This window comes from Kitasatospora cathayae (assembly GCF_027627435.1).
Lineage (GTDB): Bacteria > Actinomycetota > Actinomycetes > Streptomycetales > Streptomycetaceae > Kitasatospora > Kitasatospora cathayae.
The window spans coordinates 199,759-223,742 of sequence record NZ_CP115450.1 but is presented as its reverse complement, the minus strand read 5'-3'; the positions used below and the strand labels follow the sequence as shown (position 1 = coordinate 223,742).

Genomic DNA, 23,984 nt, shown 5'->3' with positions numbered 1-23,984 from the left:
CACGTTCCGCGGTCGCCGCGTTCCGCGCAGGAGAGTGCCGGCCCGAGCGGGCCCCGCCCACGCGTCCGGGGGTACGCGCCGACGGGGACCTGTCCTCCCGGGGGCGTCGTCGGGCGCCCGGCGGGGGCCTGGTGGACAGCAGCCGGGTTCCCGGGCCCTGCGGGGTCCTGAGCTCGGCGGCCGCACCGGCGCCGGAACGCCGGAACGATGGGATGCAGGAACGACGGGACACCCGGACGCCCGGACGACGGGACGCATGGGGCCGTCCGGGCGAATATGGAGGGAGGCTGCCAGTGCGCTTGTCGGCCGGGACGCGGCTCGAACGAGGTTTTGTGATGACCATGTCAGGGATGTCGCCGTCGAGGCCCGGGGGAGGGGCCGCCGAGGCGATGGCAGGGCGCGCGGTGGACGTGCGCGGCATCGAGGCGCTGGCACGGATCCTGCGGTCGGTGCCGGAGCGGCTCGGCGCGCACATGGGCGGCGTCTACCTCCTGTCGGACGACCGGCAGGTGCTCGAGCTGGCCCTGACGCTGGGGGCCGCCCGGCAGTTCACCAGGCCGTGGCGGCACATCGGCCTGACCGCGCCGATCCCGGTGGCCGAAGCCGTGCGCAGCGGCCGGGTCGTCTGGGTGGGCGGCGGGGATGACATGGCACGCCGGTACCCGAGGGTCGCCGTCGCCATGCCGTACGCGTTCTGCCTCGGGGCCGTTCCGCTCGTCGCGCGCCGGACGACGTACGGCGCGCTCGTCGTCCTCTGGCCCGCCGCGCACCCCCCCGTACTGTCGGCCCTCGAACGCGACCGGCTCGGTGCGCTGGCGGCACGCCTGACCGAGGTGGCGGCGGAGGCGGCCGGGGCGGGCCGTCCGATCCGGGCCGGACCACGTCCTGCGGTGGCGGAGGAACGTGTCGCCGACCCCCTCGCGGCGGCGGCCTCGCGGCTGCCGGAGGGCCTCTGCGGCATCGACCTGGACGGCCGGTTGGCCGCGGTCACGCCCGCCGCCGCGGAACTGCTCGGCGAACCGGCGGAACGACTGCTCGGCGAGCGGCCGTGGGTGGTACTGCCCTGGTTGCGGGACCCGGTGTACGACTACCACTATCGGGCGGCGGTGATGAGCGGGCAGTCCACTTCCTTCGTCGCGCTCCGGCCGCCGGACCGGTGGCTGTCGTTCCAGCTCTTCCCGGACGCCTCCGGACTCACCGCGCGGATCGCCACCGCTGACGCGGCCGCCACCGCCGAATTCCTCGCCGATCCCGCCCTCGACCCCACCCGGCACCACCTGCACTCCGGACTCTCGGCCGAGCGGGCGGTGCACGCGCGACCCGGAGCGTTCTACCACATCCTCCACCTCGCGAGTGCGCTGACCGAGGCCATCAGCGTGCAGGACGTGGTGCGCATGGTGTCCGAACAGATCGTGCCGGCCTTCGGTGGCCAGGCCGTCGCCGTCCTGATGGCCGAGGGAGGCCGGCTGCGCACCGTCGGTCACCGTGGCTACCCACCCGGCCAGGTCGACCAGTTCGACGGCACCCCGCTGACGGAGCCCACCCCCGGTGTCCAGGCGGCGACCAACGCCGTGCCGGCGTTCTTCGAGACCCGGACGGAGCTGGAAAGGCTGTACCCGAACCGCCCCGAGACCCAGGACGGGATGGCCGCGTGGGCCTACCTGCCGCTGGTCACCTCGCGAAGGCTGATCGGCACCTGCGTGCTGGCCTTCGCCGAGCCGCACCGGTTCGACGTGGACGAGCGCGCCGTCCTCACCGCGCTCGGCGGTCTGATCGCCCAGGCCCTGGACCGCGCCCGGCTGTACGACACCAAACTCGGCCTCGCCCAAGGCCTCCAGGAGAGCCTGCTGCCCCACGTCCTGCCGGCCGTCCCGGGCCTGGAGGTCAGCGCCCGCTACCTGCCGTGCACCGAGGGCATGGACGTCGGTGGCGACTTCTACGACCTCATGCGGGTCGGGCCCGACTGCGTGGGCATCGTCATCGGCGACGTCCAGGGCCACAACGTCAACGCCGCCGCGCTGATGGGCCAGGTGCGCACCGCCGTCCGCGCCTTCGCCGCCGCCGACGCCGATCCGAGCACCGTGCTGGCCCGGACCAACCGCCTGCTGGCCGACCTGGACACGGCCCTGCTGGCCACCTGCACCTACCTGTGCGTCGACCTCGCCGGCCGCACTGCCACGATCGCCACCGCCGGCCACCCCGCACCCCTGATCTACCGCCCGGACGGCCGGGCGGCGCTCATGGAGCCGCCCACCGGCCTGGTCCTGAACGTCGACCCCACCGCCGAGTACCCGCAGCTCCGCGTCGGTCTGCCGATCGGCACCACCCTGGCCCTGTACACCGACGGCCTCATCGACACCCCCGGAGCCGACCTCGACCAGGCCCTGGGCGACCTCACGGCCACCCTCGCCCGCCACGGAGCCCACCCCCTCGACCGGCTGGCGGACGCACTCACCGGCCGCGCCGGACACGCGGACCACCGCACCGACGACATCGCACTCCTGCTGGTCCGCTCGGTCCCGCGCTGAACGCGACACGAACCGGGTCACCGGTGGGCCGTATTCGGTGGCCTTCGGCACCCTCACCAGTCATCGGCTGCGGCGGGTTCTGGCTCTGCGGGACCCACCTCGTGGCACTGGCGGTCGCGGCGGGATGGTACGCCCTCCACCAGGCTTGCGCGGCAGGGCACTTCGTGCGCAGACGGACCCTTCCCCGGCGGCACGCGGCCGCCCGGATCGCCATCGACTTCGTATTGAGGACCTCAACCTCGTCGGCCTGCTCACCATGCGGGGCCAGGCGTGCCTCACCCGCCAGGGCCCGCCGGGGCGAAGGCCTCGATGCCGAAGCCGTCCTGACAACCACCGCGCGCTGACAGCGAACGGGGCGCTGGCCGCCCAGGTGCCGGCCGAGTGCGGCTTCTTCCTCTTCGCCCGCCCCCGCGCGCCGCTGGACCGGTTCCTCGCGATGGACGCGGAGATCTTCGAACTCGACGGCCACGAAGGCCATGTGCGGATCAACCTGCTCAACCGCGCTGGCGTCGACGCACTGATCGCCGCCCCTCCTTGAATTGCTCAAGGAGGGATACATCGACGGGAAACCCTGGCCGCAGGGATCCGTTGCCTGACCGACCCCGACTTCTGGGACGTTGTCGGCAACGGGTGAAACGAGGACCACGGTCAGCGGATCAAAAGCGGGTCACTTCGTGGTCTCTTGATCATCCTGACTTCACTGGTACGGGAGTCAGGAGGAAAGAGGTGATCGGGGTGGAGGACTGGGCTGAGATCCGTCGGCTGCATCGGGCCGAGGGGTTGTCTGCGCAGGCGGTGGCCCGGCAGCTGGGGATCTCCCGAGGCACGGTGACGCGGGCCCTGAGCTCGGACCGGCCGCCGGTCTACCAGCGGGCGTTGAAGGGCTCGGCGGTGGACGCCGTGGAGCCGGCGGTCCGCGAGCTGCTGCGGCAGACGCCGACAATGCCGACCACGGTGATCGCCGAGCGGATCGGCTGGGATCGGGGGCTGACGATCCTGCGGGAGCGGGTGCGGGAGCTGCGGCCGGCCTCACCAGGACTTTGAAACGGCCCTAGGCACAGCGGTCACCGTGGAATGCGCGGAGGCAACGGTGGAGATCCCCGATATCCCGACTGCGAGCAAACGGCGGGAGGGGCGAACGCCGTGACCGCTTGCGGCCGCAAGGAGAGGCGGAATGGTCTGGAACGCATGGAATATCCCTCGAAAAGGAATAGAGGGGGACCGGGCAGACCGATGGTGATCGGTCTGCCCGGACGGTGGCTCAGACGGGGTACCTCAACAACACAGCTGCAGGATCACTGCGAAATGGGCCACTGCTCGGTCCAGTCGTAGGTCTGGTCGAACCTGGTGCCGGGCCAGCCGTGCCCCCAGTCGGATTCCAGGGGGCGCCGACCGATGAGGTGTGTTGCGGAACGCCAATCCGAGATGTTGACCACGTGGAACTTGATCTGCATCAGCCCGGTTTTCCGGTCCACGCTTGAGACGGTGGCCTCGCCCCAGTACGAACCGATGAATGCGTCGGCGTAGTTACTCGTTCCGAGGGCGCCGTTGGTCAGTGTTCCGCTGGCATCCATGAGTGCCCCCAGCGGGGGAATCCCGAGGGGAGCCTCGTCCTTGTGATTGATCGGAGCCTTCTTGCCGACTTCGGTGCTCCCTGCCAACTGGTCGCGTATGCCGGCGATGTAGTCATCGGCGGCGAGGTGTTTCGTCATCTGGTCGACACCTCGGAACGCCACCGTTCTGTGGTAGCCGAACCCGTTGTGGATCCAGATATTGATCAAGGTCTGGGCGTCCAACCCGTTGTCGGTCTTGTCCGGCTCGGGAACTATGCCGAAGGTGGCGTTCTTGTACCGGTCCTGGAACGCCTGCTGCTTCTGCGCCCATGCGGCCAGCGGGTCGTAATGCGGGCATTGCTGCTGGCTGCCGAGCCACTTGTTCATCGCCTTGGTTATCCCGTTGCCTGACGGCTTGGGAGCGAGCGACGCGGCTTCGTCGTCGATCTTCTCCTGCAGCTCCGTCGGGTGCTTCGAGTGCCAGTCGTCCAGCTGGCCGACCGTGCCGAAGCCGAGGCCCGTGACGGGGTCGTTGACCATAAGGCCGCTCGGGTCACTGAGGTTCAATGGGTCGTTGTCGCTGTAGGCGTACCCGTTCCACTGCTGGGGATCAGCGGTGTTCATCAGGGGGTCCGGGTTGAGGAACCGGCCGGTGCTGGGCTGGTACTCGCGGGCGCCGAGGTTGGTGAGGCCGGTGGCGTCGTCCTTGGTGCCGCCGACGAAACCGTGGTCGCCGGCCCAGGTGGTGGGCTGGGTGCCGCGGGGGTTGCCGAACGGGTCGGTCGGGCGGCGGCTCTCGTTCAGCGTGGTGCCGTCGAGGGCGAGTGCGCCGGTGCCGTGCGGGTCGTTGATCTGGTAGGTGGCGATGCCGCCCTGGCGGACCAGGGTGATGCCGCCGGGGATCTGGTAGTAGCGGACGCCGGTGGTGGACTTGGTCGTGGTGTTGTAGACCAGTTCGTCGCCACCGAGGGTGATGGTGGTCTTGCCGGGGTCGTGGCGGACGAGCTGGTTGCCGTCCGCGTCGTAGACGTAACCGGTGTGCTGGTCGCCGACGTTCCAGTGCTGGCCGGCCGGGACGGTGGTGCCGCAGTCGGCGAGGGCCAGCAGGGTGCCGTCGGCCGTGACGTCACCGGGGACGGCGAGGCAGCGGCTCGCGGCGGCGTTGAGCAGGGTGCCGTCGGAACGGCTCGTCCAGGTCTGCGAAGCGGTCCCGTCACAGGACTGGAGCTGGATCGCGGATCCCGCCGTGGTGCCCATGGCGGTCAGGCACTTGCCGTAGACCTTGAGGACGTTGCCCGTGGTGTTGAACTTCTCGGCGGGCGTGCTGGTGCAGCCGGCGATCGCCGCCGGGGTGCCGGAGGCGCTGCTGCTGTTCTGCAGGTAGAGGCACTTGCCGCCGACGCCGGTGATCTGGACGGCCGGGTTGAGGGTGTCGAGCCTGTCCTCGGCCGTCCAGCCGAGGGTGGTCGAGCCGTTCGCATAGGTGTAGAGGCCCGCGGTGTTGCCCGCGGCGTCGTAGGTGTCGTGGGCGTACACGGTGGTGTTGCCGTTGACCACGGTGGTGCTGGTGGTCAGGGAGTGGGGTCCGCCGCTGCCGGTGTTGGTGGTGCCCGCGGCCGGGAAGGTCTGGGTCGTGGTCGCGTCCTTGGTGGTGTCGCCGGACGGGTCGTGCTGGACGAGCTGGGTCCGGTTGCCGGTCAGATCGTAGCCGTAGCTCTGCCAGTAGGCGGCCGGTCCTCCGACGGTCGTCTTGGCGGGCGACTGGGCGCCGCTGGTGGGTGTGCTGTTGGTGCAGGAGCCGATGCCGCCGACCGTGGGCTGGGCGGCCTGGGTGAGCGTGCCGGTGTCCGACCAGGCCGTGTTCAGCCGGTTGAGGTAGTCGTAGCCGAAGCACTGCAGATCGGTGGACGACGGGGTGTTGTCCGGGATGTTGCGGACGGCCGTCAGCTGCCCCGCCGTGTTGTACGCGTAGGTGACCTGCTGGACGGCGCCGGTGCTGGCGGTCTGCTTGTCCACGAACTGCGAGAGCGGGCGGCCGGTGGATTCGTCGTAGGTGTTGGTGACGACGATCTGGGTGCCCCACGGGTTCACCGTGGACCGGGTGTTGCGCCCGTAGGCGTCCCAGGCCGAGCCGACGTCGTACGAGGCACCGCCGAAGGCGCCGAAGGTGAGCAGCGGGCCGTTGACGTCGTACGTGTAGTCGACCTCCTCGGCGGCGATGTCCCCGACCGCCGCGCGGTTGTCGGAGGTGAGCGCGCCGGTGATGGGGTCGTAGGTGGCGTTGTAGACGTACTTGAACGCGGTGGCGGAGCCGACCTCGGACCCGGGGATCGTGGTGGTGGTCTGGGTGGGGTGGTAGGTGGTGTCGTAGGCGTCGATGGAGGTGGTGTAGGCGTTGCCGGAGGCTCCGCCCGTGTACCGGGTGGAGGTGGCCGGCTGGCCGGGCAGGACGGTGTCGTAGGTGAAGCCGGTCAGCTGGTTGGCCGGGCTCACCGACCCCGCGTAGGAGCCGGTCTTTCGCCCGAGCAGGTCGTAGGTGTAGGTGATGGTCTGGTTGCGGGCGTCGGTGACGGAGGCCAGGCGGCCTGCCGTGTCGTACGCCTTGCCGGTGGTGCCGGTGTCCGGGCCGGTCGCGGAGACCTCGCGGCCGCGCAGGTCGTAGCTGCGGTTCCAGGTGTTCCCGGCGGCGTCCTTCTGCGTGGCCGGGTGGCCGTCCGCCGTGTAGGTGTAGGAGGTCACGTCCGCGTCCGTCTGGACACCGGTGGCGGTGGCCGTCCGGTACTGCCACAGCTGAGCCTTCTGGCCGCGGGCGTCGGTGACGGTGGACGTCGGCGTGGCGCCGGCGGGCGGCGTCACGTCGATGCGGTCCGCACCCGGGTACGCGGTGCTGGTCGTGCTCTGCACCACGCCGAAGGCGATGAACTGGCTGGTCACCGGGCGGCCGAGGCCGTCGTAGACGTTGTAGGTCTGGTTCGGGACCTGGTTCGTGGTCGTCTGGTACGGCGTCGTGTTCGGCGCGGTGTCGTTGTTGTACCAGCCGGCGTTCGCGCGGGTCACCCGGCCCTGCGAGTCGTACACCGTGTCGGTGATCACCCGGCCGCTGTAGGCCGAGATCGCCGGTGTGGACTGCGTTTGGACCGGTCGGCCCAGGCCGTCCATGATCTGGACGCTGACGAGGTAGCTGGTCCCGTTCTGCTTGAGCGTGGACGTGGTGACCGTCGGAGGCACCGCGTTGCCGTTGACGACGCCCGGAAGCGAGTAGGCGAAGGTCTTGTTCGCGTTGGACGTGGTGGGCTGGCCCGGCAGCCAGACGCTCGTGACCCGGCCGAGCTGGTCGTAGGCCTCGTGCACCGTGCGGCTGTTGGGGTCGGTGACCGCGGTCGGCAGCGCGCGGGCGCTGTCCAGGGTCGTGGTCGTGGTCCGGCCCGTGCTCGCGTCGCTGGCGCCGGCCGGGGCCGGGGTGGTGACGGTCGTGCTGGTCGGCAGCTCACCCGCCTGGCCCGCGGTGAAGGCGGTCGTGATGGTGGCGCCGTTGGTGTGGGCGCTGTCCGTCGCGTTGGGGTCGGTGGTGCTGGTGGTGCGTCCGTATCCGTCGAACCCGGTGTTCACCGTGGTGGTGAACTGGGGGTTGCCGCTGGCGTCGAAGTGGTCGAGCACCACGCCGGAGGTGGGGTTGTGGGCGGTGCCGAGCTGTCCGAACCCGAGGCCGTCATAGGCGGTGCGGGTCCAGGAGGTCGTGTTGGCGGCGGTCGGCGTGGCGGTGCACGCACTCGCGCCGTTGACCGTGATCTCCTCGGACGGCAGGGCCAGGACCTGCGGGTCGGATCCCGCGGCGTAGTTGGTGCGGGTGCACACGTCCGGCAGGCCGTCCGCGCTGGCCAGCGAGGTGACGACGCGGTTGCCGTGCGCCGAGTCGGTGCCGGTGGTCGTGCTGGTGGTCTGCCAGGTGTTGTCGGCCTTCAGCGCCTTCGAGGTCCTGACCGCCGTGGTGGCCGAGTAGCGGGCGGTGAGCGCGGGCAGGCTGCCCTGGGCGTGGGTGGCGGTGGTGACCGGGCCGCTGGAGGTGTGCACCGCGTAGCCGACGACAGTCCCGCCGGCCTGGTTGTAGGTGTCCGATTCCAGGGTCGCGCCCGAGAGCCAGTCGGAGTCCGTCACCGCCGCGCTCATCGGCCCCGCGACGGTGACGCTGCGGGTGCTGCCGTTGGCGAGCAGGTCGCCGTCCATGCCCTGGTAGAAGGTCGTGGACTTCTGCGACTTGGGCCCGTCGGTGCCGCTGCCGGCGACGGTGGTGACGCTGGCGTAGCCGCGGAACTGGTCCCAGGTGCGGGTGACGTCCCGGGTGAGCGGGGAGTCGTTGCGGTGCCAGGCCGCCTTGCCGTAGGTGTAGGCGGTGGTCTGCGGGACCGAGCCCGGGGTGCCCGGGTTCACCGTGACGCTGGTGACCGGGTAGCGCAGGAACCAGTCGTCGACCGGCGCGGCGCCGACGGCCGAACCCGGCGGGTACCACTTCACGTTGTAGCAGGACAGCGTGTCGCTGTCCGCGCTGGACGGCATCACGTTGCTGGTGCGCGAGCACGCGGCGGAGGCGTAGTTGACGCCGATGGTCGAGCCGGTCTCGGTGGTGATCAGCTGGATGCGCGGCCGGTTGTACGCCGGCGGGGCCGGGACCAGGTTGGAGCCGTCGACGCGGTTGGCCAGGAGCTGCGCGGTGAACGACACCGGCGGCAGGGTGACCGCACCACCGGAGGCCTGGCCGTCCTGGCCGGTCCGCTGGACCGAGGCGAGCCACGGGACCTGGGTGTTCTCGGTGGCGTTCTGGACGTTGACGAACTGGTGGTTCAGTGCGTACGAGTCCACCGTCTGGTAGGCGCCCTTGACCCGGACCTGGGTGCTGACGCCGGTCAGCCACTTGGTGGTCCAGAACGACGGCCCGTAGTTGGTGCAGGTGCTGGTCCCGTCGCACTGCTGGTCCAGCGGGACGTCGGGCCAGTTGGCGGCGTTCGCGAGGGTCCGTTGCGAGGGGTCGCAGGCCGTCGTCGAGGTGACGCAGCGCTCGCCCACCGTGAAGAGGATCTTCGCGGCCGGGTTGTACGAGCCGTTCGCGCCCAACTGGTCGGAGAGCAGCTGGCCGTAGCCGATCGTGGCCGGCACGCCCGCGCGGGTGTAGCCGCGGTTGGTCCCGGTGCCGTTGTTCTGGCCGCCGCCCAGGGCGTAGTCGTTCGTCTCGGGGGTGTAGGTGTAGGTGGTCAGGTTGCCGTGCGGGTCGACGACGAAGTCGAGGTTCCACCGCCAGGCCGTCTGGCACCAGGACGCCTTGCCCTTGGTGCTGTCGTAGCACGGGTCGCCGGAGTTCGGGGAGAACACCGGGACGGTCCACGCCGAGCCGCTGTCGGCACCGAGCGTGGTCGGGTTGCCGTTCGCGTCCGGCAGGTGGGCGAGACCGAAGTAGAACGCCGTGCCGCCGGTGTCGGTGAGCTTGACGTAGGAGCCGTTCCAGGTGCCGTTGGTGGCGCCGGTCAGGAACTGCACCTTCGTGCCGTCATCGCCCTTCAGCCGCCAGGTGCAGGCCGACTGCTCCATCGCGGCCGGCGCACCGGAGGTGCAGGAGGCGTCGTCCGGGACGAGCTGGCCGGAGTGGCCGGCCATCGAGAGGGTGAGGTTCGCACCCGCCCAGCACTCGTCCGAGGAGCCCGTGATCCCGTCGTTCGAGCACGACTGGTAGGAGCGCTCGACGAAGCCGGGCTGGTAGTCCCAGCCGTCGCCGATCCAGGAGGCCTGGGAGTTCGTCGAGGAGGTCTTGCCGTCCACCGACGACGAGTCGTAGCCGAGCGAGACCACCGGCGCCGACCCGCCCAGCGCCGGCGGGGTCTGCACCGGGTAGCCGTAGGTGAACGCCCCCGACGAGCCGCCGGCCGTCCACGCCTGCGACGGGTTGAGCGAGGTCGCGGAGTACGTGCCGGCGCCGCTGGAGGTGCCGGAGACCACGCCCACGGTGGTCGAGGTGGCGGCGGTCGTGGCGCTCAGCGACTGGATGCTGGTGTGCGGTTCGCCGTCGTTGCCGGGCAGCGCGACATCGGCGACGATCTTCTTCGTCGCCGGGTCGAAGTGCGACTCCAGCGGGGTCTGCTTCAGGCAGCCCGCGATCTTGGGAGCGACCACCGCACAGTCGGGCAGCAGGACCAGGTGCGCGCGCGAGGCCCAGTTCGCGCCGAAGAGCCCGTCGACCCCGGCCGCGTCGATCGACAGGCGGACCTTGCCGGCCTCGGCCTTGCCCGGCTGCGACAGCTTCACCACCATTCCGGCGATGCCCGCGGCCGACGTGCTCCGGCTGTCCGCGACGTCGACGTCGACGCTCTGTCCGGCCACCGGTGACCCGGCGAGCGGGGCGAGCGCGACCGGGAGCCCGGTCGCCGCGCTCTCGTCACCGGCCGCGGACCCGGCAGCGGAGCCCGCGTTCGCCGAGGGCGCGCTGCCCAGCCGGACGCCGGCGTGCCCCTGCGGGTACGGGTGCTTCGCGGACGGCGGCTGCCAGGTCGGCGGCACCGGGTGCGCCGGCTTGGTCACCGGAACCGGGGTGACGTCCTTGCCCTTCACCGACGCCGTCTTCGGCAGCGGCGTGTTCGGCGGCTGCCAGGTCCGCGAGTAGTCCGGGCCGGAGGCCGCGGCGAACGGCACCGGCGCGAGCATCGAACCGAGCAGGGCCGCGGCGGTGACCGCCACGACCCTGTTTCTGACACCACGAATCGTTCGTGAGCGTAGCTCAGGAACGTGCGACAGTGGCACAGTTCCTCCCCATGATTTGACGGACGGATCGTCACGCGTGCCCGCTTCCCGGGCGGTTGCGCGCGGCCCGTCATCGTCGCGCGCCGCGTTCACGATCCGATCACCGCCGCGGTGATCGGATCGTTAGAGCGGCGCGTCACCATCGGTCGCGTGAACAGACAACGCAGACCCGGGCACGCGCTCTCGCGGCCACTGGCCGCCGCGGCGGCCCTGTTGGTCGCCTCCGCCGTCCCGCTACCCTCGGCAGTCGCCGACGCGCCGGCGACCCGGCCGTCCCCCAGCGCCGTCGCGGCGGCCGACGCACAGCACCGCAAGGACATCCCGGAGGCCGACGAGGCGGGCCGGGCGATCGCCAAGGCGAAGGCCACCCACCAGGACGTCCCGATCGACTCGCTGACCACCGAGTCCAGCGAGACCGTGGCGACGCCGGAGGGCCACCTGCGGCTGACCTCGCACCCCGAGCAGCAGCGGGTCAAGCGGAGCGGCACCTGGACGACCCTGGACGCGGGCCTGGCCGCCAACCCGGACGGCACCTTCTCGCCCAAGGCCTCGGTCGCGCCCCTCGTCCTGTCCAAGGGCGGTGACGGCCCGCTCGCCACGCTCACCGACGCGGACGGCAAGAAGCTGTCGGTCACCGCGCCGTTCCGGCTGCCGGCCCCGACCGTCAGCGGCGACAGTCTGCTCTACCCCTCCGTCGCGCCCGACACCGACCTCAAGGTCACCGCCACCCGGGCCGGCGGCCTGCGCACCGTCCTGATCGTGAAGACCCAGGCGGCCGCGGCCAGCCCGCAGTTGGCGAAGCTGCACTTCGACGTCGCGGGTGACGGCATCTCGGTCAGCGGCGACAAGGACGGCAACCTGGTCGCCAAGTCGGCGGACGGCAAGGCGCGTTGGGCATCCGCCGCGCCGTCGATGTGGGACAGCTCGACCACTGCGGGCGGCGCCCGCCCGCGGACGACGGACGCGTCCCCGGCGGACAGCGCCCCGGCGGCCGGCACCGCGGCGCACGAGGTCAGTGACCCGGCCGCGCCCGGCCGCAGCGCCAAGGTCGCCCAGATGCCGGCCACCGCGAGCGCCAAGGGCATCGACCTGGCGCCCGACCGGGACCTGCTGACGCACGGCACGGCGCCGTACTACATCGACCCGGACTTCCAGCCGGTCACCGCCAACTCGTACGCGTACACCTGGGTGCAGTCCTCGCACAGCACGCCCAACTGGATGCACACCGGCCCCAACGACTCCGACTACCCCGGTGTGGGCCTCTGCGGCTACTACGCCGCCGGTGGCAGCTGCTCGCCGACCGACATCGAGCGGTCCTTCTACCAGTTCAACGTCAGCGGCCTCACCGGCGCGGTCATCGGCTCGGCCACGGTGAACCTCCAGGAGTACAGCTCCGCCAGCTGGAGCTGCGGCACGACCTACCCGCTGAGCCTGTACCAGACCGGCCCGATCGACGGCAACACCGTCTGGAGCAACCAGCCGTCGCAGATCAGCGGTTCGCTCGGGACGGACCAGGTCCCCGGCTCCGGCCACACCGGCTGCTACCCCAACGTCCCGTTCAGCTACACCGCCACCAGCGCGGTGCAGTCGAACGCCAACGCCAACAACGGCACCATCACCTTCGGCGTCTACGGCAACGAGAGCGACGCCAACGGTCTGAAGCGGCTGGCCTACCAGCCGTCGCTGGCGGTCACCTACGACCGCACGCCCAACGTCCCGACCAACGAGGCGATCTCGCCGAGCCCGCGGACGGTCAGCCCGTCCGCGACCAACCAGGCCTGTGACAGCAGCCCGATGAGCAGCTGGGGCTGGCTCGGCGCGGGCAGCGACCAGGCGAACGCCGTCAGCCTCACCGCCACGGTGTCCAGCTCCGTCCAGCAGCAGCTGTGGGGGCAGGGCAGCGTCTGGGACGACAGCGTCAGCGGCTCCCCGAACGTCTTCTGGGGCCAGACCGGCCTGACCGCCAACAACGGCACGGCCGTGGCCACCCTCCCGGCGGGCACCCTCAAGGACGGCCACGCCTACGGCTGGTACATGTACGCCTTCGACGGCGTGTCGGGCGTGCCGTGGTCCGGCCCGGGGGCGGTCTGCCACTTCCGGGTCGACCTGACCCCTCCGCAGCTGGCCTACACCGCGGTGACCGACCCGACCAAGCAGTTCGTGCCCTCCGGCAGCGGTCAGGCCCAGCAGATCTACGTCGGCCAGCAGGGGTACATCCCCTTCACCGCGACCGACCCGGCCCCGAGCGGCTTCGACTCCTCCGGCGTGGCCTGCGTCCGCTACGGCTGGGACCCGCAGATCGCCGACGGCCCCTGGCAGTGCGGCTCGTCCATGCCCGGCGGCCAGCTCCCGGTGACGCCGTCGCACTGGGGCACCAACATCGTCTACGCCCAGGCCGAGGACAACGCGGGCAACCTCTCGCCGATCGCCGCCTACTCGTTCTACGTGCCGTGGAACCCGAACGGGAAGCCCCCGGTCTTCGGTGACGTCACCGGCGACGGCGTCCCGAAGATCGTCACCCCGGACACCGCCGGCAACCTCCGTGCCTACACCGTCCCGGGCAACCAGACGGAGACCACCGCGCCACCGGCCGTCCTGTCCGCCAAGCCGGCCAACACGCCCAACTACAACGCCGCCAACCCCGGCGCCGACCCGTGGTCCGGCTACCAGACCACCCACCGCGGCAGCCTGACCGGCGGCAAGAACGTGGACGACCTGATCGTCCACAAGCCGGGCGACAAGAACCTCTACTGGTACCCGAACGCCCCGGCCAACAACACCGGCGTGCCCGGCGTCCTCGACAACCACACCGCCCTGACGAAGCCGGCCTGCGACCCCACCGTGGCCACGAGCGGCGGCGGCACCGCGGCCCCGTGCACCGGCTACGCGTCCGACTGGTCGAGCGTCCTGGAGATCGCCGCCAGCGGCGACCCCCTGCACACCGACCTCAACGCCGGTACCTTCTACGACCGCACCGGCCTGTTCACCATCGAGACCGGCCCGGACGGCGACGGCGCGCTGTGGTTCTACCCGGCGGTCGGCGACGGGGTCCTCGGCTCGCCGACCAACCTCGGTTACACCGGCTGGAAGGGTTGGAACCTGATCTCGCCCGGCGACTGGTCCGGCCAGGGCCACCCCGGCCTGTGGGCGCGCAACAACTGGTCCGGTGACGTCCGCGGTTACAACTTCAACACCGGAAACATCACCGTCACCGGCAAGTCCGGCGCCACCGCCACCTTCCCGACGTTCACCGGCCTCGTCAGCAACACCCTGATCGGGTGCGGCGTCACCGGCGCCAGCTACCCGCTCGTCGGTTCGGACGGCGACCTGACCGGCAGCGGTCACCCCACCCTGTGGGCCATCACGCCCTCCCACGACGTCCGGATCTGGACCGGCTACCCCAACTCCCCGGTCACCGGCTCCACCTGCAACCCCGGCTACACCTGGACCGCCACCAACGTCGTCCTGAACACCGGCTTCGGCGCCGACCGCTGGCAGCTCACCGCGGCCAGCACCAACAACGGCGTCGCCACCGACACCAGCGGCCTGAGCCCCGCGACCATCTACGGCAACGTCGGCTGGACCACCGGCCGCAACAACACCGCCAACGGCGCGGCCAAATTCACGAGCGGCAGCGGGTACCTGCGCACCTCCGCCCCGGTGGTGGACACCGCGCAGAGCTACACGGTGTCCGCCTGGGTCAACCTCACCTCCACCCCCACGGCCGACCAGACGATCCTGGCCGAGGGCGGCACCAACCACCAGGCGTTCTACCTGTGGTTCAACGCGGAGGGCGGGGCGAACAACAGCAACTGGGGAGTCAGCGCCACCACCAGCGACAACCCCAGCACCTCCTGGGTCGGGACCGTCGCCAAGGGCAACGCGACCCTCGGCTGGAGCCTGGTCACCGCGACCTACAGTGTCGACACCCACGTCCTGACGCTGTACGTCAACGGGCAGTACGCCGGCTCGGTGTCCCACACCAGCCCCTGGCACGCCCCCAACGGCCTCTCCATCGGCGCCTCCGCCGGCAACGGCCTGGACACGACCGGGTACAACAACTTCACCAGCGGAGCCATCACCGACGTCCGGACCTATCCGTACGCCCTGACCGCTGACGAGGTGAACAAGCTCTACACCACCACCTGACCGTCCAGCACACTCCGAAGGGGCCCGCGGAATCCGCGGGCCCCTTCGCCGTGTCCCTTCGCCGTGTCCCTTCGCCTTGCCCGGTGGTGGGGGTACGGAGTGCCGCGCCCGCGGCGAGCAGCCGCCCGCTTCGTCCGCATGCGGCCCACCCGCCCGCATGCCCCGCCCACTCCGCAAAGAGGGCCTGACCTGCTAACTTGCCGTCGACAGCTGGATGCCTACCGGTCAATCAGCGGATACCATCCGTCCGTCCAGCTGTTGATCCGTGCAAGGCGCTACGTGTGGCGCTGGTTCCGAATCGGGGGATTCATGCGCTTCAGCCTGCTCGGGCCCATCGTGGTCCGTCAGGACGGCCGAGTGCTGCCGATGGGCGGTCCCAAGGGCCGCGCACTGTTGGCCGCGCTGTTGTTCGAGGCCAACCGCGCGGTGTCCTTCGACGCGCTCCAACGCGCCCTGTGGGGTGAGCAGCCGCCGGCGACCGCGGTCTCGGCACTGCACAATCAGGCGCTGCGGCTGCGACGTGCCCTCCACACGGACGGTGTCCCGCGGCTGCAGTCCGCGCGCAACGGCCTGCTCCTGCGGGTGGACGAGGGCGAACTGGACGTCCGGGACTTCACGGACCTGCTCGCGGCCGCACGGGAGGCCCGTGCGCGGAAGGACTGGCCGGCCGCCGCCGGGCACGCCGGCGCCGCACTGGCGCTGTGGCGCGGACGGCCGTTGTCGGACCTGCCGGAGCTGCACACGCTGTCCGCCGAGGTCGAACAGCTGAGCCAGTCCCACCTCCAGGCCCTGGAATGCCGCTTCGAGGCCGAGCTGCAGTTGGGGCGACACACCGAGATCGCTCCGGAGCTGGGACGCTGGGCGGCGCACCACCCGCTCCACGAGGGGCTGCAGCTGCTGCTCGTCACCTCGCTGTACCGCAGCGGGCGCCGGGCCGAGGCGCTGGCCGCGTACGAGACGGTCCGGGCGGCCCTGGCCGAGGAGCTGGGCGTGGACCCGGGACCGGCCCTACGGGCCCTCCACCAGCAGATCCTCACCTCGGATCCCGACCCGCTGCCCCGCGCCGCGGCTGACACCCCGGCCGACACCGCGGCCGACACCGCGGCCGCAGCCATTCCGACCGTCCCGGTCCTCGTCGTGCCCCGTGCCCCCGCACCCGCCCAACTGCCCGCGGACGCCGCGTTCTTCACCGGCCGCCAGGCGGAGCTGGACCGGCTGCTCCGCCTCCTGGAGCAGGCGGCCGACGGGAACGGCCCGTCGGTGGTCACCATCACGGGCATGGGCGGGGTGGGCAAGAGCGCGCTCGCCGTCCATGCCGCGCACCTGCTGCGCGGCCGGTTCCCCGACGGCCAGCTCCACCTCGACCTGCGCGGTTTCGGCACCGGCATCCCCCGCGAGACGCACGAGGTGCTGGCCACCCTCCTGGACGACCTGTCCCCGGCCGCGCCCGCAACCGGCAGACAGCCGTTGCCCAGCGGCACGGACGACCGTTCCGCCCTGCTGCGCAGCGTGCTGGCCGACCGGCGCGTGCTGATCGTCCTCGACAACGCCCGCGACAGCGCCCAGATCCTCCCGCTGCTGCCGGGCACCGGTTCCAGCGCCATGATCGTCACCAGCCGGAACACGCTCACCGACCTGCCCGCGGCCCACCACCTGCCGCTCGCGCCCATGGACGCCGAGGAGCAGCGCGCGCTGCTCTCGGCCCTGTGCGGCCACGACCGCGTCGAACAGGACCTCGACGCCGCACTGCGCGTCCTCGCGGCCTGCGCGGGCCTGCCGCTGGCCCTGCGGATCGCGGGTGCCCAGCTGGCCGCCCGTCCCGCCTGGCCGCTGGCCACCCTCGCCGACCGCGTCGGCGACCAGGAACGCGGACGCCTCTCCGCGCTGACCGCCGGCCTGTTGGACCTGCGGGCCACGTTCGGCTCCAGCTACCTGACGCTGCGCGACAGCGACCGGCACGGCGATCGGGAAGCGGCTCGCGCCTTCCGCCTGCTCGGCCTGTGGCCCGGACAGGTGCTCTCGCCCGCCGGCGCCGCGGCCCTGCTGGACCGCACCCCGGGACAGTCCGAGGACCTGCTGGAACGGCTGGTCGACGCGCACCTGTTGGAGAGTCCCGCCCCGCTGCGCTACCGCCTCCACGACCTGCTCGCCGAGTACGCCGCCGAACGGGCCGATCAGGACGAGCCGGCCACCGTGCGCGAGTCCGCCCGGGAGCGGCTGTGCCTGTGGTACGCCCTCGCGCTGGAGAACGCCCGGCTCGCCCTCGGCGAGGGCTACCAGCTGCCACCCCGCCTCGACGAGACGCCGCCCGCCCCGCTGCCCGTCTTCACCGACCAGGCGCAGGCGATGGCCTGGTGCCGCCAGGAGCTGCGGAACATCGGCGAAGCCATCCGGCAGGCCGGCCAGGGCACCCGTCCCGACCTGGCGTGGCGACTGCCCGTGTGGCTGCTCGGCTACATGCGCACCTGCTGGTGGACCGGTCAGTGGGAGGACTACCTCCACCAGGGGCTCCGCGTCGCCGAGCGAGGGCGCGACCGGATCGGCCGCGCGTGGCTGCTGCGGACGCTCGGCGCCTGCCACCGGATGGCCCGGCGCTACGACCTCGCCATCGAGGAACTGGAGGAAGCACTCGCCCTCTTCGACGACCCCGCGAGCAAGGCCGCCACCCAGGCGAACCTGTCGATCGCGTACGGTGCCGCCTGCCGGATCGACCAGGCGCTCGCCCACGCGCGGGCCGCCCTCGAACTGCACCGGCGGACCGGCGGAAGCGAGCGGCACACCGCGATCCTGCTCAACTCCCTGGCGCACGCGCTGCGCGTGGCCGGCCGCATGGAGGAGGCCGAGGCCCAGTACCGCGAGGCGCTGGTGCTCTGGCGCCAGTACGGCAACGCCAACAGCTCCGCCGTCACCCTGGCCCACCTCGGCGACGTGCTGAGCCGTCTCGGCCGCGCCGACGAGGCCTTCGCCAGACTCCAGGAGGCCGTCGACATCTTCCAGGGGCTCGGCAACGCCGCCCTGGCCGCCGACACGCTGATCACGATGGCCCGCACCCACGCCCGCTTCGCCGAGTGGCCGCAGACCCGCATCCGCGCCCTCCAGGCCGCCGTGCTCGCGGACCGCCACGGCCTGGACTCCTGGCTCAGCGAAGCCCGCGGCATCCTCGACGACGTCGAGCAGGTCCGTCTCGGCGCGCGCGGCCTGGCCGGGGCACCGAGCAGCGCCTACCCGGCCCTGTGCTTCGGCCCGGGCCCCGGCCCGGCTCCTGCCACGCGGTGACCCGGTCAGGTCTTCGCCCGGTTCGGCCGGATGTCATCGCGGGGATGTCACGGTCAGCGTGATCGCGAGTCCGTTCCCGGGCGGAAACGGTTGCGCGTTGAACGGCACCCCGTGCTTGCCGACCTCCTTGAGCAGGAGGTCCCGTAGGTGACGCGCCGCCTCCTCCGGCGAGCCGGCGAATGAGTTCCCGGAGCAGGTGTACGGACCGGCGGACAAAGTCCCGAATTCTGTGGAAGCTTCGAGGAGCCCGAACGCGTGCGGGTTCCGCTCGAGACGGTAGGGGACGTACAACGTCGCCTCGCCCCGGACCCGCCCCCAGAGGCGATCGAGGGCTTTGACCAGCCCGTCCAGCTCGCTGAGCACCTGCTTCCGGTCGAGCTGAGGCGCCGCAGTAGGGGCAGCGACACGGGCTGCTCCGACACCTGACCCTGGTCCCCCGAAAATTTTTGTGAGGCGCCCCACGGAACCGAGACCACGCACCATCACGACGAGGTTCCCTGCCGAACGGGTCCAGATCGGCGCCGTCCGCCAGTGGGCGAAGGAGTCGCTGCCGAGGCTCGGCCTCCACCTGGACGATCCGCTGGTGGCAGACCTTCAGCTGACGCTGTCCGAGTTGGGTGCCAATGCCATCGTGCACGGTTGTGGGGGAGACCGGGCGGATGTGCGGCTGACCGCTGCTCTGACGCACACGCCGGGCGTGCTGCGGATGTCGGTGACTGACTCCGGGCGCGGCAGGCCCGAACACCGGCGGGCGGATGAGGTCGTCACCAGCGGCCGTGGCCTGTGCCTCGTCGAGGCGGTCACTGACCGATTCGGCGTTGACGACCTCCGGGCGGGCGGCAAGACGGTCTGGGCCGAGATCGACGTGCCGCGAGCGGTGTCGAGCCTGGCCCAGACCTCGATCGTGGTCGCTGACGAGATGGTTGATCTGGATCGCGCGGCATTGCGGGCCGACGCCACCGCTCGAGCCTCCTGAGCGAGGCCCATCGTCGGAATGTCCCGCGCGCGTCCGGAGCCGAGCGGTGAGGTACCAGCTGCCTGAGCATCACGGTGTAGGCCGCCAGTAGCGTCTTGCAGCCGTCGTACGGGCAGACGCCACCGGTTCCGATCGCCTTCCTGTGGTGCGTTTTCGCCGGCCGCTTCCCTTAGACCGCATTCCGCCCAAGGCCTGTCTCATATCCATGTCCACCGAATCCGCCACCCGAGGATTGCGTCGTGAGCGTCGGACCGCGTACCAGCACGCTGACCAAAATCACCAGCGAGATCCGCAGAGAGCGGCTCAAGGCCGTCCATGCGGCCCTGACCCAGGCCTGCGCGATCACCGGTGACAATGCCGATGGGGCCGAGCTGGTCAGCGAGGACCCGCACCACGCCTGGTGGTCGCCCGCGGCGAGTGTGCTCGCCCTCGTGCACACGGATCCGGACGAGGCGGGCGCTCTCCTGAGCGGCGCCCAGCTGCTGGAGCAGAACCACGTGGCCGTCGTGGCCCCGTACTACCGACACGTCTCGACCGCCGACGGCCATGCGGTCACGTTCTGGTACCGCCCCGGGCGACCGCTCCGCAAGGCGGCCGCGAGCGCCTGGGCGACCGCCGCCGTGCACCGAATCCACCCCTTCGCGGTGCAACTGAAGGACCACGACCCGTTCAACGGCCTGCTGGACGGTCTCGGAGGTAGCCCGCTGGACGAGGCCAACCGATGGTTCCTACGGGAGCGCGTCGTCCGGCTGCGCGAGGGGTGGCAAGGCATCGAATGGTCCGCGTCCCCCACTGTCATTCTCGGAGCCGACGGGATGGCGCGCTGCCACGCCGACGGGTCGTACCCGCGACTGCTCCTGCAGCGCCCATTGTGGCGCGGGCACCCGGAATGGGACCTGGTCGCTGCCCGCTGGCGCACCGAACTGCTGCGTGGACACCGGGACGACCTCCAGACCTTCACGACGGCCTACGCATCCCACAGCCTCGCCGCCCGCGCCCTGCCCTATGACCACATCGGTGCCTGGCCGGACTACCAGACGGTACGAGACGTCATCGTGCTCACCGTCGTGATGAACACCGTCCGGCGCGCCCACCTCGACGCACACATCCGTCAACAGGCCGCCCACCAGGTCGCGTGCCTGCGCGGCGCCCACAAGCCTCCGTGGAACTGGGGGAGGCGATGCGAGTCCTGCTGGCCTCCTGACCGGCCCATGCTGGAGTCACTCCGCGGCCTGACGAGGAGTGCCGCAGTAGCCCGAGCTGGTAGTGGCACCCGCTTCCTTGCTCGGCTATGTTCACGCGCGCGACATGATGCCGCAGCCAATACAGGTGACCAGGAGAACAGCGTGAACGGTGAGTCCGAGGACAAGACATCCGCGCTTCAGACGATCCGCCGGCTTCGGGCTCTGGTCGCGCCGCCGATCGGTGGCGGGAATGCCATTGACTGGTCGCACATGACCGTTGAGTACGACCACGGTTTCCCCGACGACTACCAGGCCTTCATGCAGGTCTACGGAGAGGGGACATTCGACAACTTCCTGTACGTGAATCCCCCGGTCTCCGAGGTCTACCCGGATCCGTCCTCCGCCGTGAGTGGCAGCACCGCGACTGCACGCTACACAGGCGAGGACGAGGAATTCGGCGAGCCCGAACTGCTGATCGCGTGGGGCGGCACGGTGGACGCCGACCTGCTGTGCTGGTACGCCTCTGATCCCGATCCGAATCGATGGACGACCGTCATTTGGCGCCGCCAGTGGACCGCGCCGGAATCGTGGGTGCGCTTTGACTGTGGGATGGTCGAGCTCCTGTGCCGCTACGTGCAGCACGAGATCCCGCACTTCTGGATCGACGACCTGCGGTACGAAGGATCGCGGTTCGTCCACAGCAGGGACGCACGTCGCTGGCGCCGCCTGCGGCTCGATCCCTGGGGCGCCGAACCCCTGATGGCATAGCAAGGACAACTCCGCGGCCGGCCACCACAACTACAGAGCGTGTCTGCGCCACAGAAGTTGGACCAGAACCTGAGTTTCGACAGCACCTGGGCTTGCTGGAGGGTCCCCGTCGACCCGGACGCGGGGCCGGTAAGCACCTGCCGCCGGACGGGGGCGCGCAGTGCTGGGCTACGGCCGTACCTGCCACGAACGGTCCGCCTCAGCGCGAGCCAATTCGGCGTCGTACCGACTCGCGTCAAAGTGCAACTCCGGCAGAGGGTAGGGATCGGGGTCGAGCGGAGACTCCCGGGGCATCTCCCAGTCCGACCACTGCACGATCTCCCCGAACCGCTGCACGACCACGGTCAGGAAGCCACAGCAGCCACCGGTGCACTCCGGTTCCCCCAGTTCCAGGCGGCGCGCCTCGTCGGTCGCCCGAAGAGGGCTGGGGCGGCCGGCTGGCAGCACATCAGCCGCGTAAGGTCCACGGCCGCCTTCGCGAACCGCCTCTGCGAGTACGTCCTCGCCGTTGACCCGGAACCGCACCTGGGCAGCGAACCGGGGTCCCGGCGGCAACACCACGATCTCCAAATGATCGAACATCAGACCACCCTATGGGGTCCGCTGACGTCGGCGCACGGCCACCCACTGGCCGTGGGTCTCGTGCTTGACCAGGGGCAGGGCGGCGAAGCGGTCCTTGCTGATCGCGATGCCGGTGGGGTAGTCGCCGGGGTCCAGGCGGGCCTCGACGCGCAGTCCGGCCCGGGTGCGGGTGGCGGCGATCGTTTCGATGACGACGTCGTGGCTGGTCAGGGGGCGTCCGCAGTTGTGGGTGATGTGGGAGAACAACCGGTGCTCGATCTTGTTCCACTTCGAAGTGCTTGGAGGAAAGTGGCAGACGGTGATGCCAGTCCGGTCTCGGCGGCCAGCGCGGCCGGCTCGCTCTTCCAGACCCGGTAGCGGTAGCCGCTGGAGCCCCCGGCGTCCGCGGTGATTAGCAGCCGGGTGGCGTGCGGGTAGTCGCTGTGGCCGCGGGACCTCCACCAGCGGCGGATCGACTCGACGGCGAAGGTGGAGGTGTCGTGGTCGACGCCGACGTTGACCCAGCCGGTGTTGCGGGCGATGTCGTAGATCCCGTACGGGATGGCCTGCTCGACGTCCGGTCCGCTGAAGAAGAAGTGGTGGTCCTCGACCTGGACCGGCTCGCCCTTGGGACGCCACTCGCGTCCGGCCATGGGCAGGCGCCCGATCTGTTCGCGCTTCTTGGTGTCCACGCTGATCACCGGCTCGCCCGCCGCCTGATGCTGCTTGACCTGTTCGTTGAGATAGCGTAACTGGGCGTCGCGGTCGGGGTGTTGGGCTCCTTCGAGGGTCTTGGCGTTGGCTTGCAGGCTGAACCCGGCCTGCTTCAACAGCCGGCCCACCGTCGGCGCGGAGACCGGGTGCCCCTGCCGGGTCAGTTCCTCGGCCAGGTGACGCAGCGACTTCGTCGTCCAGCGCAGCGGGGATTCCGGATCGCCGCGCTCGTCGGGCTCGACCAGGGCCATTAGCGCGTTGACCAGGTCAGGGTCGATCTCCTCGGCCGTTTTGCGGCCTCCGCCTTCGGCACGGATGCGTCCACCGGGCAACGGTCCGGTGCCGGCTTCCAGCTCCGCGATGCCCCGGCGCACGGTGGTCTCGCTGACGTACGCTGCCCGAGCAGCGGCGCGCACCCCGCCGCGGCCGAGCAGCCTCGCCTCGGCCGCCACCGCCAGCCGCCGCTGTCGCTCGTTCAGATGGGGCAGCAATACCGCGAAACGGCAGTCGAGTTGGGACAGCATCTGTGCCGTGATCGCCATACCAGATCAACGAGCCGTTGCCCTCGAAGCAACAGGTTGATTCCTTACGGCTTCAGTGAACGCGACAGCGCTGGTAGGCGGCGCCGAGCATGACCTTGCGGATCGCCTTGACCAGGCCGCTGTGGTGGTCGCCGATGACCAGCCGGACCCCGGCCAGGCCACGTTCGCGCAGGGAGCGCAGGAACTCGGCCCAGAAGACCTCGGTCTCGCTGTCGCCGACCATCAGGCCGAGGACCTCGCGGCCGCCGTCCTCGGTGATGCCGGTTGCGACGACCACGGCTCGGGAGACGATCTGGTGGTTCACCCGGGCCTTGCAGTAGGTCGCGTCCAGGTAGACGTAGGGGAAGCGGGTGTGGCCGAGCGGGCGATCGCGGAACGCGGTGAGCTGTTCGTCCAGGTCCGCGCAGATCCTGGAGACCTCACTCTTGGAGATGCCGGTGTCCGCGCCGAGGGCCTTGACCAGGTCGTCGACCGATCGGGTGGACACGCCCAGCACGTAGGCCTCCATGATGACCGCGTAGAGGGCTTGGTCGATGCGGCGCCGGCGCTCCAGCAGGCTGGGGAAGAAGCTGCCCGTGCGGACCTTGGGGATGGCCAGCTCCAGGTCGCCGGCCTGCGTGGTCAGGGTCTTATCGCGATGGCCGTTGCGCCAGGTCGTGCGGGACTCGGCGCGCTCGCCGGGCTCCGCGCCGATCCGGGCGGTGGCCTCGGCCTCGATCAGCTCCTGCAGGATCCGCTGAGCCAGGACCCTGATCAACTCGATTCCGTCCGCCGTACGCAGTGACTCCATGAGGCGGAGTAGGTCAGACTGGGACAAGGCCATCGCGCACCTCTCACTCAACGAGCCTTCCTACTCGGAGAGTTGAGCGATGGCTGCTTCATGACCAGGGGTTACACCAAGATCTCTGCTACACCACTCAGCGGGACGCCATCCCCAGATCCTCGGCTGT

Annotated in this window: 9 protein-coding genes and 3 pseudogenes; 7 read left to right on the top strand and 5 right to left on the bottom strand. The window is 70.8% G+C overall.

All coding sequences use genetic code 11. The annotated features are described in order from the left end of the window. Positions 1-350 precede the first annotated feature (350 nt). From O1G21_RS01195 to O1G21_RS01185, 3 genes and pseudogenes are all read left to right on the top strand, one after another. Positions 351-2,528, top strand: coding sequence for a SpoIIE family protein phosphatase (locus O1G21_RS01195; protein ID WP_270139944.1), 2,178 nt, complete (start codon positions 351-353; stop codon positions 2,526-2,528). A 370-nt stretch (positions 2,529-2,898) separates the two neighbouring features. Continuing rightward, the gene (locus O1G21_RS01190) at positions 2,899-3,066 is read left to right on the top strand and encodes a hypothetical protein (RefSeq protein WP_270139943.1); all 168 of its coding nucleotides are present in this window, start codon (positions 2,899-2,901) and stop codon (positions 3,064-3,066) included. Positions 3,067-3,254: 188 nt separating this feature from the next. Further along, a pseudogene (locus O1G21_RS01185) lies at positions 3,255-3,554 on the top strand (helix-turn-helix domain-containing protein); the annotation flags it as partial. 269 nt (positions 3,555-3,823) lie between these two features. On the opposite strand, the gene O1G21_RS01180 reads toward O1G21_RS01185, so the two are convergent. Further along, positions 3,824-10,801: a ricin-type beta-trefoil lectin domain protein gene (locus tag O1G21_RS01180; protein WP_270139942.1), complete on the bottom strand. Its 6,978-nt coding sequence runs from the start codon at positions 10,799-10,801 to the stop codon at positions 3,824-3,826. A gap of 213 nt (positions 10,802-11,014) precedes the next feature. On the opposite strand from O1G21_RS01180, the gene O1G21_RS01175 reads away from it, so the two are divergent. Both O1G21_RS01175 and O1G21_RS01170 read left to right on the top strand, forming a co-directional pair. Beyond that, the gene (locus O1G21_RS01175) at positions 11,015-15,013 is read left to right on the top strand and encodes a LamG domain-containing protein (RefSeq protein WP_270139940.1); all 3,999 of its coding nucleotides are present in this window, start codon (positions 11,015-11,017) and stop codon (positions 15,011-15,013) included. A 309-nt stretch (positions 15,014-15,322) separates the two neighbouring features. After that, positions 15,323-18,289 carry an AfsR/SARP family transcriptional regulator gene (locus tag O1G21_RS01170; RefSeq protein WP_270139938.1) on the top strand — a complete coding sequence of 989 codons (2,967 nt, stop codon included), beginning with the start codon at positions 15,323-15,325 and terminating at the stop codon, positions 18,287-18,289. Between the two features lie 33 nt (positions 18,290-18,322). Here the strand turns inward: O1G21_RS01170 and O1G21_RS01165 are convergent, their stop codons facing one another. Then, the gene (locus O1G21_RS01165; protein ID WP_270139936.1) at positions 18,323-18,652 is read right to left on the bottom strand and encodes a hypothetical protein; all 330 of its coding nucleotides are present in this window, start codon (positions 18,650-18,652) and stop codon (positions 18,323-18,325) included. A gap of 85 nt (positions 18,653-18,737) precedes the next feature. Here O1G21_RS01165 and O1G21_RS01160 point away from each other — a divergent pair, with 85 nt between their 5' ends. Then, entirely contained in the window at positions 18,738-19,265 is a 528-nt protein-coding gene (locus O1G21_RS01160) for an ATP-binding protein (RefSeq protein WP_270139934.1), read from the top strand. Positions 19,266-19,504: 239 nt separating this feature from the next. Continuing rightward, positions 19,505-21,217, top strand: coding sequence for an SMI1/KNR4 family protein (locus O1G21_RS01155; protein ID WP_270139933.1), 1,713 nt, complete (start codon positions 19,505-19,507; stop codon positions 21,215-21,217). Positions 21,218-21,385: 168 nt separating this feature from the next. On the opposite strand, the gene O1G21_RS01150 is transcribed toward O1G21_RS01155, so the two are convergent. The 3 genes and pseudogenes from O1G21_RS01150 to O1G21_RS01140 form a co-directional block, all read right to left on the bottom strand. Then, positions 21,386-21,799 (bottom strand): hypothetical protein, encoded by a 414-nt coding sequence (locus O1G21_RS01150; RefSeq protein WP_270139932.1) that lies wholly within the window; start codon positions 21,797-21,799, stop codon positions 21,386-21,388. A 42-nt stretch (positions 21,800-21,841) separates the two neighbouring features. Beyond that, positions 21,842-23,034, bottom strand: a pseudogene (locus O1G21_RS01145) (ISAzo13 family transposase); the annotation flags it as partial. Between the two features lie 55 nt (positions 23,035-23,089). Continuing rightward, positions 23,090-23,857 (bottom strand): annotated as a pseudogene (locus tag O1G21_RS01140) (IS256 family transposase); the annotation flags it as partial. Positions 23,858-23,984 lie beyond the last annotated feature (127 nt).